Origin of the sequence: Nocardia sp. NPDC057272, assembly GCF_042668615.1 — a bacterium.
Taxonomy (GTDB): domain Bacteria; phylum Actinomycetota; class Actinomycetes; order Mycobacteriales; family Mycobacteriaceae; genus Nocardia.
Genome location: NZ_JBHUYK010000007.1, coordinates 36,738 through 53,450 on the forward strand (window position 1 = coordinate 36,738; position 16,713 = coordinate 53,450).

Below are 16,713 nucleotides of genomic sequence, written 5' to 3' on the forward strand. Positions count from 1 at the left end.
GGCGGAGCCCGTCGCGATGCCGTTCACCTGCGCGTCGATGCGGGTTCACCGCCGCGTGGGCCCGGGATGCGGGCTCGTGGGGCGTAGTGACCGCGCCCACGGTGGCGGGGGTCTGGCGCGGAGCGGCAGGTGAGTGGGTCTACCATCCTCTGTAGTAGTGGCCGCGCCGCAGCCGCGCGCTGCTCGTTCCATTACCGGATGCGAAGCGAAGCACAGCGTGCGAGGAGAAACAGTGCGGATCGGTCACGAGCCGGGTAGTAGCGGTGCGCACGGAACTTCGTCGACGGCGCTGGCCGACCGACTCCAGGGCGACAGCCTGGCCGCGCGGATAGTGCGCAAGCCCCTTGCCTACATCGCGCTCACCAAACCACGCGTCATCGAGTTACTGCTCGTTGCCACCATTCCGACGATGTTGCTGGCCGACCGCGGCACGGTGGACATCCGGCTGATCCTGGTCACCCTGTTCGGTGGCTGGATGGGCGCGGCCAGCGCCAACACTCTCAACTGTGTGGCCGACGCCGATATCGACAAGGTGATGAAGCGGACCGCGCGCCGCCCGCTGGCCCGCGAGGCGGTGCCCACCTCGCACGCGTTCGTCTTCGGTGTCGTGCTCGGCGCGATCTCCTTCGCCTGGCTGTGGTGGCAGGCCAACCTGCTCAGCGGATTGCTGGTCGTCGCGACGATCCTGTTCTACGTTTTCGTCTACACCAAGGGCCTCAAGCGCCGGACCTCGCAGAACGTGGTGTGGGGCGGCGCGGCCGGCTGCATGCCCGCGCTGGTGGGCTGGTCCGCGGTGACCGGCACTATCGGCTGGCCCGCGGTGGTGCTGTTCGCGGTGATCTTCTTCTGGACACCGCCGCACACCTGGGCGCTGGCCATGCGCTACAAGGAGGACTACCGCGCGGCCGGCGTGCCGATGCTGCCGGTGGTCGCGACCGAGCAGGTGGTGACCAAGCAGATCGTCATCTACACCTGGTTGACGGTGCTCGCGACGATGGCGTTGGTGCCCGCGACCGGTGTCATCTACGCGGCGGTCGCCCTGGTGGCCGGTGCCTGGTTCCTGCTGATGGCGCATCAGCTCTACGCCGGGGTGCGCCGTGGCGAGTCGGTGAAGCCGCTGAAGCTGTTCCTGCAGTCGAACAACTACCTCGCGGTGGTGTTCTGTGGTCTGGCCGTCGACTCGGTGCTCGGGTGGGACACGATCGGCAGCCTCGTCGGGCTGTAAGACTTCTGGAACAGTGGCCGGGCAGCGATGCCCGGCCACTGTCATGTCCGGACCTGGTCCGGTCGCGGCCTCGCCGGATCAGGGGAGTGGCCGACCTGGAAGCTCACCAGCGACGTGCGAGGTGGCCGTCGGGTCGGATCAGGATGTCGGTGCCCGCCGTCGCCGAAAAGGCAGTGAAGGCGTGTCCGTCGGTGTCGACAAGTGTCACAGACGCCGGTCGGGTGGATGACTCGGACGGGGTGTCGACGCGGCGAATCTCGACCGTGAGAACGCCGGATCCGTCGATCGGTGTCGCTGGGGACACGGATGTGGAGTTCGCGCCTGCCGCGAAGGCCGGGAGCTCGATGTCGAGTGAGTCGTTGGTCGGGGCGAAGCGGAGCAGGGTCGCGTGGGGTCCCCGGAAGACGTCGAACAGGCGGATCGGGCGGCCGGTTTCGTCGTGCAGTGTGGCGTCCGGCGCGCGGTCGCCCGCGACGAGGGGGCCGTCGTCGGCGGGGGAGCGATAGGTGATGGCGAGCTGGCGGGTTTCGGGGCCGCGGTGCATCGCGTCCTCGTCGCCGTCGACGAGTTTGTCGAGGAGCTCAGTGCTCAGGCCGAGGATGCGGGCCGCGACCGTGCGGCGTTCGGGTTCGTAGGTGTGGAGCGGGGCCGGGTCGCCACCGAGGGCAGCGGCCAGTTTCCAGCCCAGGTTGTAGGCATCCTGAACGCCGGTGTTCAGGCCTTGGCCGCCGGTGGGCGGATGGACGTGGGCGGCATCGCCCGCGAGGAACACCCGGCCGTCGCGGAAGCGTTCGGCGAGTCGAATATTGGGGCGCCACACCGTGATCCAGGACAGGTCGCTCAGCACCAGGCCTGTCTCGGGGCCGTGGCGGTCGGCCAGATCCTGCAGGGTGGCCAGGTCGGGGAAGCGGTCGTCGGTCAGCGGGGCGGCGAACTGGAAGCGCCGCGCGCCCGGTAGCGGGGACAAGGCGAAACCGGTCATCGGCTGGTCGGCCGCGGCGGCGAACCAGTAGCCGTACTCGTGGTCGAGAGAGTCGGCGCGGACATCGCCGAGCAGCATCTTGATCGACTCGTCGGTGCTGCCCTCGAACGCGATCCCGAGGCGCTTGCGCACCGTGCTCGCGCCACCGTCGGCACCGACCAGATAGCTCGCACGCACCGTCTCCGATGTGCTGCCGCGTTGCAGTGTCGCGGTGACGCCGGCGTCGTCCTGGGTGAAATCGACCAGCGCCGTGGCGAATTCGACCGTCACCCCGAGCTCGGCGAGCCGCGCCCGCAGGATCGCCTCGGTGTCGGACTGGCCGAGCACCCAGGTATTCGGATACGGCACATCCGGGGTCGGCTCGACCGGGTCGGCCATGCGGCGCTCGCCGACGAAGGTCCCCGCGAAATAGGCGCGCATCACCGGGACCTCGCGCCCGGCGGCCAGTACCGCGTCGATGACGCCGAGGTCGTCGAACACCTCCAGGGTGCGCGGTTGGATGCCGTCGCCGCGCGACCCCTGAAACGGCGAATCGGCCCGGTCGACGAGCCGGACGTGCACGCCGCGCCGTGCGAGATCGAGGGCGAGGGTGAGACCGGTCGGGCCCGCACCCGCGATGAGTACCTGCTCTGACATGGCAATGCCTCCTGCGACAAGAACTGAACTGATATTCAGTGAATATGAATTCAGTTTCAGTGTTGGTACCGTGCTTGTCAAGGAGGTGATGTCCGGTGGTGGGCAGCAGGCGCGAGAAATCCGCGGAGACCGAGCAGGCGCTCAAGGACGCCGCCCGGCAGGTTTTCGCCGAACACGGCTACCTGAACGCGAAGATCACCGACATCACCACCGCCGCGGGCCGCGCGGCCGGATCGTTCTACAACCACTTCGCGAGCAAAGAGGAACTGCTGCAAGCGCTTCTGCGTGATATGGCGGTGGCAAGCGACGAGCGAGCGGCCGACCCGGAGCACAACGGTGACTTCACCGACCCGGCCGCAGTCCGCTACCACGTCCGCGGCTACTGGACCTTCGCCCGCGAACACGCCTCGGTCCTGCGCGCGATGGGCCAGGCGGCGCAGGTCAGCCCGGATTTCGCCCGGATCATCGCGGGCTTCGGCGCCGAACAGCGCACCGACATCGCCGACCACGTGGCGGACTTCCCGGAACGGGGGCTACGCCTGCCGGGAACGGTCGACGCCAGCTTGGCGATGATGTTCGCCGCGGTCGACGGGATGTTGCGGATGGTCGAAGACGGCTCGGTGACCCTCACCGACGAGGAGGCGATCGAGTCGATCACCCGTTTCGTCTACCGCGGTCTGACCGGCCGCGACTACTAGCCGCGTGCCGGGTTCCGAACTCCGGTGGCCGGGTTCGGTGTGAGTGCTCGGCGAGCTAGCGTCAACCAGCGCGACTGCTCCACCTCGGACATGGCGTCGGTCGGCGCGGTGGACAGCAGGAGGACCACGTCGTCCGCGGTGACGTCCGGGTAGAGCGAATTGTTGCGGTGCGCGGTGGCGACCAGCTGCTCGACGGCGGCACGCCCGCGCGCCTGGATCTCGCGGAGTGAGTCCTCGGCGACCCCGGCGACGGCGAACCGGAGCAGGCGTTCCTGCCGCATATCGATCATCACGTGGCGCAGTAGTGCGATCACCTCGTCGATGGCCGAGCTGGTCCCGTCCTCGGCTCTGGCGAGCGCCGAGTTCAGCGACCGGTCGATGCCCTCGGCCAGGTCGGCCACGATGCTCTCGATCAGATCCTGCTTGGTCGGGAAGTGCCGATACAGCGTGCCGGTCGCGACACCCGCTGCCGTGGCGATCTCGTCCATGCCGATGCCCGGCCCTTCGCGGATGACGAGTTCGCGTGCGGCGGCGGCGATCGCCTCGCGATTGCGCCGCGCGTCCGCGCGCAGGGGGCGGTCGGTCATCTCGGTGCCATCCTTCTCGAGTGCCTTGCCAATAACATGAACGACTGGTTCACTTTAATGTGAATGCATCGTTCATGTTAGGAGCTGTCATGAAGTGGTCCGAAGCCGACATCCCCGACCTGGCCGGGCGAATCGCGGTCGTCACCGGCGCCAATACCGGACTCGGCTTCGAAACCGCACGAGCCCTGGCCGCGCGAGGCGCCACCGTGGCGCTCGCCTGTCGCGATTCCGGTAAGGCGGCCGACGCTGCCGAGCGCATCGCGAGACGGGCGCCCGGAGCGAAGGTCGACACGGTCGCTCTCGACCTGGCGTCTCTCGCGTCGGTCCGCGCCGCGTCCGAGACGGTGCGCAGCCGCTACGACCGCGTCGATCTGCTGATCAACAATGCCGGTGTCACCGGGCTGTCCGGCACGACCGAGGACGGATTCGAGAGCCAGTTCGGGATCAACCATCTCGGTCACTTCGCGCTCACCGGACTGCTGCTGGATCACCTCGTCGCAGCCGAGGCCGGGCGGGTGGTGACCGTCAGCAGCATCGGCCACCGCTTCGGGCGAATCGATCTCGACGACCCTGCGAGATCCGCTGGAAATGCTTATGCCGTATCGAAATTGGCGAATCTGCTGTTCACCTATGAGCTCGATCGCCGACTCGCGGGAACGTCGGCCTGCGCACTGGCCGCTCATCCCGGCGGCGCGAGCACCGAGGTGTTCCGGTACTCCCCGGCGGTCTTCCGTCTGCCGAATCTCGCCGTCGCCCGCCTGTTCGGGCGCACCCCCGCCATGGGGGCGCTCCCGACTCTGCGTGCCGCGACCGATCCGGCCGCGCAGGGGAGTGAATACTACGGACCCTCAGGACTTTTCGAGATCGGCGGCTATCCGGAGCGGGTGCGCTCCAGCTCTCGCTCGATGGACCGCGAGAGCGCGCGCCGACTCTGGGAAGCTTCCGAGGAACTGACCGGTGTCCGCTTCCCGGGGTGAGTGGACAGCCGGGCTACGGCAGCAGCACGATCGAGCCGGTGGTCTTTCGCGCCGCGAGATCGCGCTGGGCCTGGGCCGCGTCGGCCAGCGGATAGGTGGCGCCGATGCGCAGGTTCAGGGTGCCCGCGGCGATCCAGTCGAAGACATCGGTGGCACGCCACAGGAATTCGGTGCGATCGCGGGTGTAGGCGCCCAGGGACGGGCGGGTCAGCCAGAGGGAACCGGCGGGGTTGAGGCGTTGCGGGTCGAAGGGCGGGACCGCGCCGCTGGCCGCGCCGAACAGCGCGAGGGTGCCGCGGATTCGGAGGGCGGCGAGGCTCGCTTCGAAAGTGCTGGCGCCGACACCGTCGTAGACCGCGGCCACGCCGATGCCGTCGGTGAGGTCACGGACGCGGGCGGCCAGGTCGTCGCCGTAGCGCAGGACGTCGGTGGCGCCCGCTTCGCGGGACAGTTTCTCCTTGGCGTCGGTGGAGACCGTGGTGATGACTCGGGCGCCCCTCGCGACGGCCATCTGAGTGAGCAGCAGGCCGACGCCGCCCGCGCCCGCGTGGATGAGAACCGGGTCGCCGGGTTCGGGCGAGAACACCGATTCGGTGAGGTAATGGGCGGTCATGCCCTGCAGGAGGGCGGCGGCCGCCACGGCCGGTTCGACGTCGTCGGGCACCTTCACCGCCACGGCCTCGTCGACGGCGACCAGGTCCGCGTAGCTGCCGGGCGCCGACGCCCAGGCGACGCGGTCGCCGACGGCGAACTCGGTGACATCAGAACCGATCGCTACCACGATGCCCGTGCCCTCGGAGCCGGGGATGTAGGGCGTCGCCTGCGGATACTGGCCCGTGCGGAAGTAGATGTCGATGTAGTTGACGCCCACACCCTGGGTCTCGACCAGCAGCTGACCGGGCCCGGCCTGCGGGTCTGCCAGCTCGACGTACTGCAGGACCTCGGGACCGCCGTGCTCGGAAACCTGAATCGCGCGCATGAGTCCTCTTTCTACACCCCGTGTTCCAGGCCACTCGAGGCTGGACTGGAAACTACCTGCCGGTAAACTCCGGTTCATGAGTACAACCGCCGCCCCCGAGGCCGTGAAGGTGCCGGCCGAGGTCGAGAAGTCCATCGTGAAGTTCCTCGCCCAGCACGGTGGTTCGGGAACGGCCGTGCTGCAGTACATCGGCAAGCAGGGCGTGCGGATCACCCTGGTCGGTGCCGACGGCATCCTCGGCGACCGGGTGGTCGGCGACATGGCGACCGCGAAGGCGCTCGTGGAGCGCGTCGACGGCCTCGCCGAGACCGACGAATGGAGCCGCGAGCTGGGCTCGATCGTGACCCCCGCCCCGACGCACTGGGCCAAGATGGCCGGCTGGGTCGCCCATCAGACCAAGTTCCCGAAGGCGCGCAACTGGAAGTTGTTCGCGGGGGCCTGATCTCCGCGGCGCAGAATTACCGACGAACATCGAACAGCCCGCGATCGGGTATACCGATCGCGGGCTGTTTCGTTGTGACGGGTCAGTGCACGGAAGCCTGGGGCACCGCGGGAACGTCGACCTTCTCGCGTGTCCGCAGCGACGCCCACAGTGCGGCGGTCGCGGCGGTGCACGCCGCTGCCCCGCCGACGTGGATCGCGACGAGCGCGGCGGGCACATCGGTGAAGTACTGAACGACACCGACCAGCCCCTGCGCGAGCACGAGCGCGAGCAGGACGAACAGCCGCTTGCGGATGGCGGGGGTGATGCCGACGGCGAAGAGCCCGAACGCGAGCCCGACGAGCAGTGCGAGATATCCGATCATCAACTGCGAATGCAGGTGAACCAGGGTGACGATCTCGACTTGCAGTCGCTCGACCTGCCGCTCGATGCTCTTGTCACCGGCATGCGGGCCGGCCGCGGTGACCAGCGTGCCCGCGATCAGCACACCCGCGAGGGCCACGCCCGACAGTGCGGTGAGCCAGCGCAGGGGAGCGGGCACCTGGACGGTCTCGATGCCGTCGTCGGGTTCGCAGATCTTCGCGTACAGCACCACGGCCAGCCAGACCATCACCATCGAGACGAGAAGGTGCACGGCGACGGTCCACCACAGCAAGCCGGTGCGCACGGTGATACCGCCGATGATCGCCTGCACGACCGTGCCGCCGGGCATCAGCCAGGCATAGGTCAGGACTTCCCTGCGCCGCCGTGCCCGGATGACGGCCAGCACGATCAGCCCGGCGCACAGCGTCACCGCGAAGGTGAGCAGCCGGTTGCCGAACTCCACGGTCTGGTGCAGGACGGGCACTTCCGACACCCCGATGGGGGTGAAGCTGCCAGGGAAGCACTGCGGCCAGGTCGGGCAGCCGAGGCCGGAGGCGGTGACGCGCACGATCGCGCCGGTCACCGAGATTCCCGCCTGGCTCAGGATCACCGCGATGGCGATGAGCCGCTGCACCCGCAGCGAGGGGAGCGGCAGCCGGTCGACGAGGCCAACGAAGGCGCGATACAGCACGTCAGGAATGGTACCGGCCAGGATTTCGGCGCTGATACCAGGGCTACTACAGCGCGTCGTTGGTCACGTCAGTGGAACCGGAACAGCCGGGTCGCCAGCCATCCGCACACCACGCCCCACGCCGCGAGCACCGCCACGCCGAACCAGTCGATCGACCCCGTCAGCGCCGTGTCCAGCGCGAAAGCCAGCGCCCCGGACGGGATGAGCCGGGCGATCACGGTCAGGGCGGTGGGCAGGGTATCGCCGACGAGTACCAGGCTGGCGATGCCGAGCATGATGAACCACAGGATATTGGCCAGCGCCAGCACGACCTCGGCCTTGAGCGTCCCGCCCAGCAGCAATCCCATCGCCGCGAAGGTGGCCGTGCCGAGGGCGATCACCAGCGCGCCGAGGGCGAGTCCGCCGATCCCGGGGCGCCAGCCGAGCGCGACACCGATCGCGCCGAGCAGCATCGCCTGCAGCACCACCACGATGAGGACGGCGGCGCACTTGCCCGCGATCACGCCCCAGCGGGGCAGCGGTGTCGCGCCGAGTCGTTTGAGGGCGCCGTAGCGGCGGTCGAAGCCGACCGCGATGGCCTGGCCGGTGAACGCGGTCGACATCACCGCGGTCATCATCACCATGGGCACGATCCGGTCGACCCGGTGCTCGCCCAGGTCGCCGAACGGCAGCAGGGTGAGCCCGACGAGCAGGGTGATCGGGATGAACATGGTGAGCAGCAGCTGTTCGCCGTTGCGCAACAACAGTTTCAGCTCGAGCCCGGTCTGCGCGGTGAGCATCGTCGCGCGCGAGGCGGGCCGCGGATCGGGGGTGAAGGTGCCGGGCAGGAAACGGCTGGTGGTCTCGCTCATCCGCGCAGGTCCCGTCCGGTCAGTTCGAGGAAGACGTCTTCGAGGCGGCGCTGGTCGATGCGGATGTCGGTGGCCAGCACGTCCATCCTGGCGCACCAGGCGGTGACGGTGGCCAGCACCTGCGGGTTGATCTCGCCCTCGACGAGGTAGGTGCCCGGTGTCGTCTCGCGCGGCGAAAAGCCCTCCGGGAGAGCCGAGGTGAGCAGGTTCAGATCGAGTTTGGGTGGGGCGCAGAATCTCAGCTGGCCCGCCGCGCCGTGGGCGGTGACCTCGGCGGGCGTGCCCTGGGCGACGATCTGCCCGTGATCGATGATGACCAGCTGGTCGGCGAGCTGCTCGGCCTCGTCCATCATGTGCGTGGTGAGCACGACGCTCACGCCGTCGCGGCGCAGGGCGTCGATGAGTTCCCAGACGATCAGCCGGGCCTGCGCGTCCAGGCCGGCGGTGGGTTCGTCGAGGAACACGATCTCGGGCTTGCCGACCAGCGCGCACGCGAGCGCCAGGCGCTGCTGCTGACCACCCGACAGGCGACGATAGGGAGTGCGGCGATTGTCCTGTAGGCCCAGCGTCGACAGCAGCCAGTCGGGATCGATCGGATCAGCGGAGTAGGACGCGACCAGGTCGAGCATCTCGCCCGCGCGGGCGCCGGGGTAGGCGCCGCCACCCTGGAGCATCACGCCGATGCGCGGACGCAACTGCTCGGAATCGGCGATCGGGTCGAGACCGAGGACGCGGACCGTGCCCGCGTCCGGGCGCACGAAGCCCTCGCACATCTCGACGGTGGTGGTCTTGCCCGCGCCGTTGGGGCCGAGCAGAGCGAACACCTGGGCGGGCTCCACGTCGAACCGGAGACCGTCTACCGCTGTGGTCTCGCCATAGCGCTTGACCACACCGTCGACGCTAACGGCGGGTCCAAGGCGTGTTGTCACAACTGCGCCTCGCTGACGCTCGGCTCCGTCGCGCCAAAAGGTGCTGTGCCCTCGGTTCGCTCGCTGCGCTCCCTCACGTTGTCACACGGTAAGCCGTGCCCTCCTGTGACGGAGCCGACACCCCCGGCTGCGCCCGCCAGGGCAGCGTGTGCCGGGTGAGCGCGAAGAACAACGCGAAGCACACGACGGCCGCGAGCGCGGCGCCGATGATCTGGAAGACCTGGAATTCCGCACCGCGCGGCATCACGAGCATGGAGACCACCGCCGAGAAGGCGACGGCGGGCACCCGGAACACCGGCTGGGTGGCCCAGGCCGCCAGCGGCACGATCGCCCAGAGCAGGTACCAGGGCTGGACCACCGGAAACAGCAGCACGATGGCCGCGAGCGAGACGCCGAGCGCGCCGACGGGATGGAGCCTGCCCATACCGGTGGCGACGAGCATGCGGACTGTCACGTAGCCCGCGACCACCGCGGCGATGGGCCGGGTGATCGACAGCAGCGCGGTGGTGTGGTCGCCCAGCCCGAGCAGCACACCGCCGAAACCGGTGACGATCCCGATGATGGTCGGCAGCGACATCCAGCTCCGGACGGCATTGGCGACGCTGAGGGTATTGACCCAGCCGAAGCCGAGCCCACTGGCGAAACCGATGAGAAGCGTTGTCGCCACGGCGATGACGCCCAGCAGAGCCGCGGCCTTGACGACGGCGGTGAGCGTGCCGCCCCAGCGTCTGGCCAGCGCCATGCCGACGAAGCCGAGCGCGATGATGGAGGTGAGCTTGATCGACGACGACAGCGTGATCACCACCGCGCCGCCGATCAGCAGCCCGTAGGCGCGGCTGTCGAACGGTGGCAGATTCATGGCCGTCAGCCGGTCGGGTCTGCCTCCTTCGCCGTAGATCGCCCGCAGCATGAGCTCCACCCCGGCCAGCATCAGCCCGAGCATCAGCGCGTCGTTGTGCACGCCGCCGACCAGGTGGAACAGCACCAGCGGATTGGCCGCACCGAGCCACAACGCACTCACCGGCGCCACCCCGCAGCGCACCGACAACCGCGGCAGCGCCCACACGATCAGCGCCACTCCGGCCAGCGCCAGCAACCGGTGCACCCAGACCCCGGCGATGATGTTGTCCCCGGTGAGCTCCGCGATACCGCGACCGATCCAGAGGAACAGCGGCCCGTACGGCGCGGGCGTATCGCGCCAGATCGTCGGCACATTGTTGGTGAGCACATTGTCGATTCCGAGTCCGGCGACGGGACCCTCGGAATAGGGGTCGATGCCGCGGGCGGCGATCTCGCTCTGTGCCAGATAGGAATAGACGTCGTTGCTGAACATCGGCGGCGCCACGGACAGCGGAATGATCCACAGCAGCAGCGTGCGGTCCAGTTGCGAGCGGCTCAGCCGGTGCAGTGGCGAACCCGCGAGCCCGCCGATCGCGAAGCGCCCGAGCAGCAACCACGCACCGATCACCAGCGCGGTGCCGAACATGCACATCGCAAGGGATCCGGTGTGCGCTCGCGCGAAGATGCCGAGCACCCGCACGCCCGAGACCGGATTCTGGTGCACGGGTTGGGCGCCGATGCCCAGCGCCGCGATCGCCATCAATACTGCGCCGGTCGCGCCCATCAGCCGGATCCGGTCCAGTTGCGCGCGTTCGCTCTTGTCGAGCCCGGGGACCTCGGTCTCGTCGCGATGCAGCACCGCGACGGTGTGATCGGGCGCCGACACGTCGAGCCCGAGAGCTCGCCGCCCGAACGCCAGTGTCTTGCGCGCCGCGCCCTCCAGTACCGCCACGAAGTCAGAGCCTAGTGTGCGTGGACGCGACAGGGTTCGTCAGTCGTTCGCGCACCGGAGGTGCGCCTGTCGCGGCGGACTACCTGGGTGCTTCGACCGGGGTCGGCGCGGTCACGGCCGGTGGTCCGACGAACACCGGGTCCGAGCGCAACGAGAGCGCGGCGGCGACGATCACGGCCACGCAGATCAGCGCTACCGCACCGAGCGCCGCCCAGCCGATGCGCTGCGCGGATCGCTGATCGCGGGCCGACAGCCAGCCGGGCACGAACAGGATGCCGAGCGCGCTCAACGTGCCCGCGGCCAGACCGCCGAGGTGGCCCCACAGCGAGATTCCCGGGATCGAGAAGCTGATCAGCACATTCACGCCGATGACCACCAGCATCGGGGTCGGGCTCTGCCGCAACCGGATCAGCGTCACCGTGACAGCGCCGAACAGGCCGTACACCGCACCGGAGGCGCCGGCTGTCGCCGTCACCGAATCCGACAGCGCCATCACCGCCGCCGACCCGCCCAGCAGCGAGACCAGGTAGACGCAGCCGTACCTGATCCTGCCCAGCACCTGCTCGAGGTCGCGCCCCACGACATACAGGGCGAACATGTTGACCAGCAGATGGATCGCGCCGTAATGCAGGAACCCCGACCCGAGCAGCCGCCACCACTCGCCGTCGGCCACCAGCAACGGCACCAGGACGAACTCCCGGAACACCGACGACCCGCGGTAGTTGTACATAGGACTGCCGGCCTGCGCCGCGGTGAGCACATAGACCAGCACATTGACCGCGATCAACCCGTAGGTCACGTACGGAACCGCGCCGCCCTCGCGTGCGCCGCCGACGGTCCGCACCGGCCGCACGTCCTGCTGCCCCTGCCGTACACAGTCCACGCAGTGCTGCCCGACCGCTGCCGGACGCAGGCAGTCGGGGCAGGCGGGCCGCCCGCATCGCGTACACGCGAGTCCGGTAGGCCGATCAGGATGACGGACACACGTGGGTGTGAGCGGGTTCGACACCCTGCCATCGTGCCAGACCGCCCCCTGCGCCCGCCGCGTTCGCCACTGCGCACCCGGATCGTCGATCGCCGCGCTGTGGTGCGAATATTTCCTGCGAGCAACGCCGCGTGAGCGTGCCGGGCGGACCGTTCGGGACCGGGTTCGGTGTTGCTGGGCGCCGGGTGGTCGCGGTAGCCGACCTGTGCGATGGGTCACCCGGACGAGCGACCGGGATCGGTCCGCAGGGTCCGCACCTGGGGTTTTGTCGGGCGGGGGAGCGCCCCGATGATCTTCATGCAGGTCAGGGCACCCTTTGTCAGGTGACCCTTATTAGATTTAGGGAAGCAATTCCGCCACACTGGTGTTGTGAAAACCGTGGGTTTGCGGACAGGCGTGGAAAGTGACGGTCGTAAGACGACCGGCGCTCGGTCGTCGGCTGTCCCCGCGGCGACCGCGCACGAGGGGCAGACCAGGGCGGCCATCGTCCAGTTGCTGCTCGAGCAGGGGCCGATCACCGCGACGGCGATCGGCACCGAACTCGGTCTCGCGCCGGCCGGGGTGCGCAGGCACCTCGACGCGCTGATCGACGCGGGCCAGGCTCGGGCGAGCCGCTCCGCGCCGTGGCAGCAGAAAGGGCGCGGTCGACCGGCCAAGCAGTACCAGCTCACCGCGGCGGGCCGGGGCAACCTCGGTCACGCCTACGACGATCTGGCCGGCGCGGCGATTCGTCAGCTCGGCGAGATCGGTGGCGACGCCGCGATCGCCGAATTCGCGCGCAAGCGGGTTCGCGTGATCGTCGACGGCATCGAACCCGTCGCCGACCACACCGCACCGGTGATCGAGGCCAAGGTCTCCGAGATCGCGGAAGCGTTCGCCGAGGCCGGTTTCGCCGCCACCACCCGTCAGGTCGGCGCCGGTGTGCAGATCTGTCAGCACCACTGCCCGGTGGCCCATGTCGCCGAGGAGTTCCCGCAGTTGTGCGCCGCCGAATTGGACGCTTTCCGCGACCTGCTCGGTACCCACGTGCAGCGCCTTGCGACGATCGCCAACGGCGATTGCGCCTGCACCACCCACGTACCGCTGGTCGCGGTGCCGAAGACCCCAACCGCCGCACAGCCCGCGGCGGGACGAACGAACGACTCCGGAAGGAGTGCCGAATGACGACCTCGACCGACCAGGTACAACCGCTTACCCAGGACGAAACCATCGCCTCGCTGGGCACCTACGGTTACGGCTGGTCCGACTCCGATGTGGCAGGCGCCAGCGCCCAACGTGGCCTGTCGGAGGCTGTCGTTCGCGACATCTCGGCCAAGAAGAGCGAAGAGGAGTGGATGCTCGACCTGCGCCTCAAGGCGCTGCGCATCTTCGACCGCAAGCCCATGCCGAACTGGGGTTCCAACCTCGAGGGCATCGACTTCGACAACATCAAGTACTTCGTGCGCTCGTCCGAGAAGCAGGCCGAGAGCTGGGAAGACCTGCCCGAGGACATCAAGAACACCTACGACAAGCTGGGCATCCCGGAGGCGGAGAAGCAGCGTCTGGTGTCCGGTGTCGCGGCGCAGTACGAGTCCGAGGTCGTCTACCACTCCATCCGCGAGGATCTGGAGAAGCAGGGCGTCATCTTCCTCGACACCGATACGGCGTTGAAGGAGCACCCGGAGATCTTCCACAAGTACTTCGGTTCGGTCATCCCCGCCGGTGACAACAAGTTCTCCGCGCTCAACACCGCCGTCTGGTCGGGTGGCTCGTTCATCTACGTGCCGCCGGGCGTGCACGTCGACATCCCGCTGCAGGCCTACTTCCGGATCAACACCGAGAACATGGGCCAGTTCGAGCGGACGCTGATCATCGTCGACGAGGACGCCTACGTCCACTACGTCGAGGGTTGTACAGCGCCGATCTACAAGTCCGACTCGCTGCACTCCGCGGTCGTGGAGATCATCGTGAAGAAGGGCGGCCGCTGCCGCTACACGACCATCCAGAACTGGTCGAACAACGTGTTCAACCTGGTCACCAAGCGGGCCAAGGCCGAAGCCGGCGCTACCATGGAGTGGGTCGACGGCAACATCGGCTCCAAGGTCACCATGAAGTACCCGGCGGTCTGGATGACCGGCGAGCACGCGCACGGCGAGGTCCTCTCGGTCGCGTTCGCGGGCCCCGGCCAGCACCAGGACACCGGTGCCAAGATGCTGCACCTGGCCCCGCACACCTCCTCGACCATCGTGTCGAAGTCGGTGGCGCGTGGTGGCGGTCGCGCGTCGTACCGCGGTCTGGTCCAGATCAACAAGGGCGCGCACGGGTCGAAGTCGACCGTGAAGTGTGACGCCCTGCTGGTCGACACCATCAGCCGCTCCGACACCTACCCCTACGTCGACATCCGCGAGGACGACGTGACGATGGGTCACGAGGCGACCGTCTCCAAGGTCTCCGAGGAGCAGCTGTTCTACCTGATGAGCCGCGGCCTCACCGAGGACGAGGCGATGGCGATGATCGTGCGCGGCTTCGTGGAGCCGATCGCCAAGGAACTGCCGATGGAATACGCATTGGAACTGAACCGGCTCATCGAGCTGCAGATGGAAGGGGCCGTGGGCTGATGTCGACGCTCGAGACGCCGATCCAGAATCCTGGCGCGGGCGCCGCGGTCAACAAGGGCGAGGTCTTCACCTCGTTCGACGTGAACGCATTCGAGGTCCCGTCGGGTCGCGACGAGGCGTGGCGGTTCACCCCGCTGCGCCGCCTGCGCGGCCTGCACGACGGCACCGCTGCCGCCGATGGTCAGGCAACCGTCGAGGTGAGTGAAGTCGCCGGTGTCACCGTGGAAACGGTGGGCCGCACCGACTCTCGTCTCGGCCAGGCCGGTACGCCCGCTGATCGTGTCGCCGCCCAGGCCTACTCGGGTTTCTCCGAGGCGACCGTGATCACCGTCGGCCCCGAAACCGAGGTGTCGGACCCGGTCACCGTCACCATCACCGGTCCCGGTGAGGGCAAGACCGCCTACGGTCACCTGCAGGTGCGCCTGGACAACTTCGCCGTCGCCACCGTGGTCATCGACCAGCGCGGCAGCGGAACCTACGCCGAGAACGTCGAATTCGTGCTCGGTGACAGCGCCAAGCTCACCGTCGTCGCGGTCCAGGAATGGAACGAAGACGCCGTGCACGTCACCGCGCATCACCTGAAGCTGGGCCGTGACGCGAACCTGCGCCACGTGTCGGCGACCCTCGGCGGCGACCTGGTTCGCCTGTCGGGCACCGTGCGCTACGCCGGTCCCGGTGGTGAAGCGGAGCTGTTCGGTCTGTACTTCGCCGACGCCGGCCAGCATTTCGAGCAGCGCCTGCTGGTCGATCACGCCGAGCCCAACTGCAAGTCCAATGTGCTGTACAAGGGTGCGCTGCAGGGCGATCCGTCCTCGCCCAAGGGCGATGCTCGCACGGTCTGGATCGGCGACGTGCTGATCCGCGCGGCCGCCGAGGGCACCGACACCTACGAGGCGAACCGCAACCTGGTGCTCACCGACGGCGCGCGCGCCGACTCGGTGCCGAACCTGGAGATCGAGACCGGCGAGATCGCCGGTGCCGGACACGCCAGTGCCACCGGCCGTTTCGACGACGAGCAGCTGTTCTACCTGCGCGCTCGCGGCATCCCCGAAGACGTCGCCCGCCGCCTGGTGGTGCGTGGCTTCTTCTTCGAGATCATCCAGAAGGTCACAGTCCCCGAGGTCCGGGAGCGGCTCGAGGCGGCCATCGAGGCCGAACTCGCCACTGTCGGTATCTGACTCACCTACTTCCCACGAAGGACTTCAATTCGATGACAACTTTGGAAATCAAGGACCTGCACGCCGAGATCACCACCCCCGAGGGTGAGTCGAAGCAGATCCTCAACGGCGTCGACCTGACTGTGAAGTCCGGCGAGACGCACGCCATCATGGGCCCCAACGGCTCGGGCAAGTCCACGCTGTCCTACGTGATCGCGGGCCACCCCAAGTACACCGTCACCCAGGGCACCATCACCCTCGACGGTGAAGACGTCCTCGCGATGTCGGTCGACGAGCGCGCCCGCGCCGGCCTGTTCCTGGCCATGCAGTACCCGGTCGAGGTCCCCGGCGTCTCGATGTCGAACTTCCTGCGCACCGCTGCCACCTCCATCCGCGGCGAGGCCCCCAAGCTGCGCACCTGGGTCAAGGAGGTGAAGGAGTCGATGAAGGAACTCGACATCGACTCGGCCTTCGCCGACCGCTCGGTGAACGAGGGCTTCTCCGGTGGCGAGAAGAAGCGTCACGAGGTGCTGCAGCTGGGTCTGCTCAAGCCGAAGATCGCCATCCTCGACGAGACCGACTCCGGTCTGGACGTCGACGCGCTGCGCATCGTCTCCGAAGGCGTCAACCGCTACAAGGAGCGTACGGACGGCGGCGTGCTGCTGATCACCCACTACACCCGCATCCTGCGCTACATCAAGCCCGACTTCGTGCACGTGTTCGTCAACGGCAAGATCGTCGCCGAAGGTGGCTCCGAGCTGGCCGAGGAACTCGACGCGAACGGCTACGAGCGCTTCACGTCCGCGACCGCTGGAGCCTGAC

General features: G+C 68.3%; 16 protein-coding genes. 8 read left to right on the top strand and 8 right to left on the bottom strand.

The genetic code is table 11. The annotated features are described in order from the left end of the window. Nucleotides 1–289 precede the first annotated feature (289 nt). Nucleotides 290–1,225, top strand: coding sequence for a heme o synthase (locus ACFULV_RS12725; RefSeq protein ID WP_378628319.1), 936 nt, complete (start codon nt 290–292; stop codon nt 1,223–1,225). Between the two features lie 103 nt (nt 1,226–1,328). On the opposite strand, the gene ACFULV_RS12730 is transcribed toward ACFULV_RS12725, so the two are convergent. Then, entirely contained in the window at nt 1,329–2,843 is a 1,515-nt protein-coding gene (locus tag ACFULV_RS12730; protein ID WP_378656029.1) for an FAD-dependent monooxygenase, read from the bottom strand. Nucleotides 2,844–2,938: 95 nt separating this feature from the next. Between ACFULV_RS12730 and ACFULV_RS12735 the strand changes: the two genes are divergently transcribed. After that, nucleotides 2,939–3,541, top strand: coding sequence for a TetR/AcrR family transcriptional regulator (locus ACFULV_RS12735; protein ID WP_378656032.1), 603 nt, complete (start codon nt 2,939–2,941; stop codon nt 3,539–3,541). Here ACFULV_RS12735 and ACFULV_RS12740 read toward each other — a convergent pair. Beyond that, complete coding sequence (locus tag ACFULV_RS12740; RefSeq protein WP_378656035.1) at nt 3,538–4,128, bottom strand: TetR/AcrR family transcriptional regulator; 591 nt, start codon at nt 4,126–4,128, stop codon at nt 3,538–3,540. The genes ACFULV_RS12735 and ACFULV_RS12740 overlap by 4 nt on opposite strands. 74 nt (nt 4,129–4,202) lie before the next feature. Here ACFULV_RS12740 and ACFULV_RS12745 point away from each other — a divergent pair, with 74 nt between their 5' ends. After that, the gene (locus ACFULV_RS12745; protein ID WP_378656037.1) at nt 4,203–5,105 is read left to right on the top strand and encodes an oxidoreductase; all 903 of its coding nucleotides are present in this window, start codon (nt 4,203–4,205) and stop codon (nt 5,103–5,105) included. Nucleotides 5,106–5,118: 13 nt separating this feature from the next. On the opposite strand, the gene ACFULV_RS12750 is transcribed toward ACFULV_RS12745, so the two are convergent. Further along, the gene (locus tag ACFULV_RS12750) at nt 5,119–6,084 is read right to left on the bottom strand and encodes a quinone oxidoreductase family protein (RefSeq protein ID WP_378656040.1); all 966 of its coding nucleotides are present in this window, start codon (nt 6,082–6,084) and stop codon (nt 5,119–5,121) included. Nucleotides 6,085–6,160: 76 nt separating this feature from the next. On the opposite strand from ACFULV_RS12750, the gene ACFULV_RS12755 reads away from it, so the two are divergent. Then, nucleotides 6,161–6,526, top strand: coding sequence for a hypothetical protein (locus ACFULV_RS12755; protein ID WP_378627099.1), 366 nt, complete (start codon nt 6,161–6,163; stop codon nt 6,524–6,526). A gap of 82 nt (nt 6,527–6,608) precedes the next feature. On the opposite strand, the gene ACFULV_RS12760 is transcribed toward ACFULV_RS12755, so the two are convergent. The 5 genes from ACFULV_RS12760 to ACFULV_RS12780 form a co-directional block, all read right to left on the bottom strand. Next, a complete protein-coding gene (locus tag ACFULV_RS12760) occupies nt 6,609–7,580 on the bottom strand; it encodes a heme A synthase (protein ID WP_378656042.1) in 972 nt (323 codons plus the stop codon). 68 nt (nt 7,581–7,648) lie between these two features. Next, a complete protein-coding gene (locus ACFULV_RS12765; RefSeq protein WP_378656043.1) occupies nt 7,649–8,431 on the bottom strand; it encodes an ABC transporter permease in 783 nt (260 codons plus the stop codon). Further along, nucleotides 8,428–9,360 (bottom strand): ABC transporter ATP-binding protein, encoded by a 933-nt coding sequence (locus tag ACFULV_RS12770; RefSeq protein ID WP_378627104.1) that lies wholly within the window; start codon nt 9,358–9,360, stop codon nt 8,428–8,430. Before ACFULV_RS12770 ends, ACFULV_RS12765 begins: the two co-directional genes overlap by 4 nt. 73 nt (nt 9,361–9,433) lie before the next feature. Beyond that, nucleotides 9,434–11,152 (bottom strand): polyprenol phosphomannose-dependent alpha 1,6 mannosyltransferase MptB, encoded by a 1,719-nt coding sequence (gene mptB / locus ACFULV_RS12775; RefSeq protein ID WP_378656046.1) that lies wholly within the window; start codon nt 11,150–11,152, stop codon nt 9,434–9,436. 79 nt (nt 11,153–11,231) lie between these two features. Continuing rightward, the gene (locus ACFULV_RS12780) at nt 11,232–12,161 is read right to left on the bottom strand and encodes a rhomboid family intramembrane serine protease (protein ID WP_378656048.1); all 930 of its coding nucleotides are present in this window, start codon (nt 12,159–12,161) and stop codon (nt 11,232–11,234) included. A 345-nt stretch (nt 12,162–12,506) separates the two neighbouring features. Here ACFULV_RS12780 and ACFULV_RS12785 point away from each other — a divergent pair, with 345 nt between their 5' ends. Genes ACFULV_RS12785 through sufC form a run of 4 tightly spaced genes read left to right on the top strand, consistent with a single transcriptional unit; the run spans nt 12,507 to nt 16,712 of the window. Beyond that, nucleotides 12,507–13,301, top strand: coding sequence for a helix-turn-helix transcriptional regulator (locus ACFULV_RS12785; protein WP_378656051.1), 795 nt, complete (start codon nt 12,507–12,509; stop codon nt 13,299–13,301). Next, nucleotides 13,298–14,734 (top strand): Fe-S cluster assembly protein SufB, encoded by a 1,437-nt coding sequence (sufB, locus tag ACFULV_RS12790; RefSeq protein WP_062983114.1) that lies wholly within the window; start codon nt 13,298–13,300, stop codon nt 14,732–14,734. Before ACFULV_RS12785 ends, sufB begins: the two co-directional genes overlap by 4 nt. After that, nucleotides 14,734–15,912 (top strand): Fe-S cluster assembly protein SufD, encoded by a 1,179-nt coding sequence (gene sufD, locus ACFULV_RS12795; RefSeq protein WP_378627109.1) that lies wholly within the window; start codon nt 14,734–14,736, stop codon nt 15,910–15,912. Before sufB ends, sufD begins: the two co-directional genes overlap by 1 nt. Nucleotides 15,913–15,944: 32 nt before the next feature. Next, nucleotides 15,945–16,712, top strand: a complete 768-nt coding sequence (gene sufC / locus ACFULV_RS12800) for a Fe-S cluster assembly ATPase SufC (protein ID WP_378627111.1) — start codon at nt 15,945–15,947, stop codon at nt 16,710–16,712. Nucleotide 16,713: the final 1 nt, after the last annotated feature.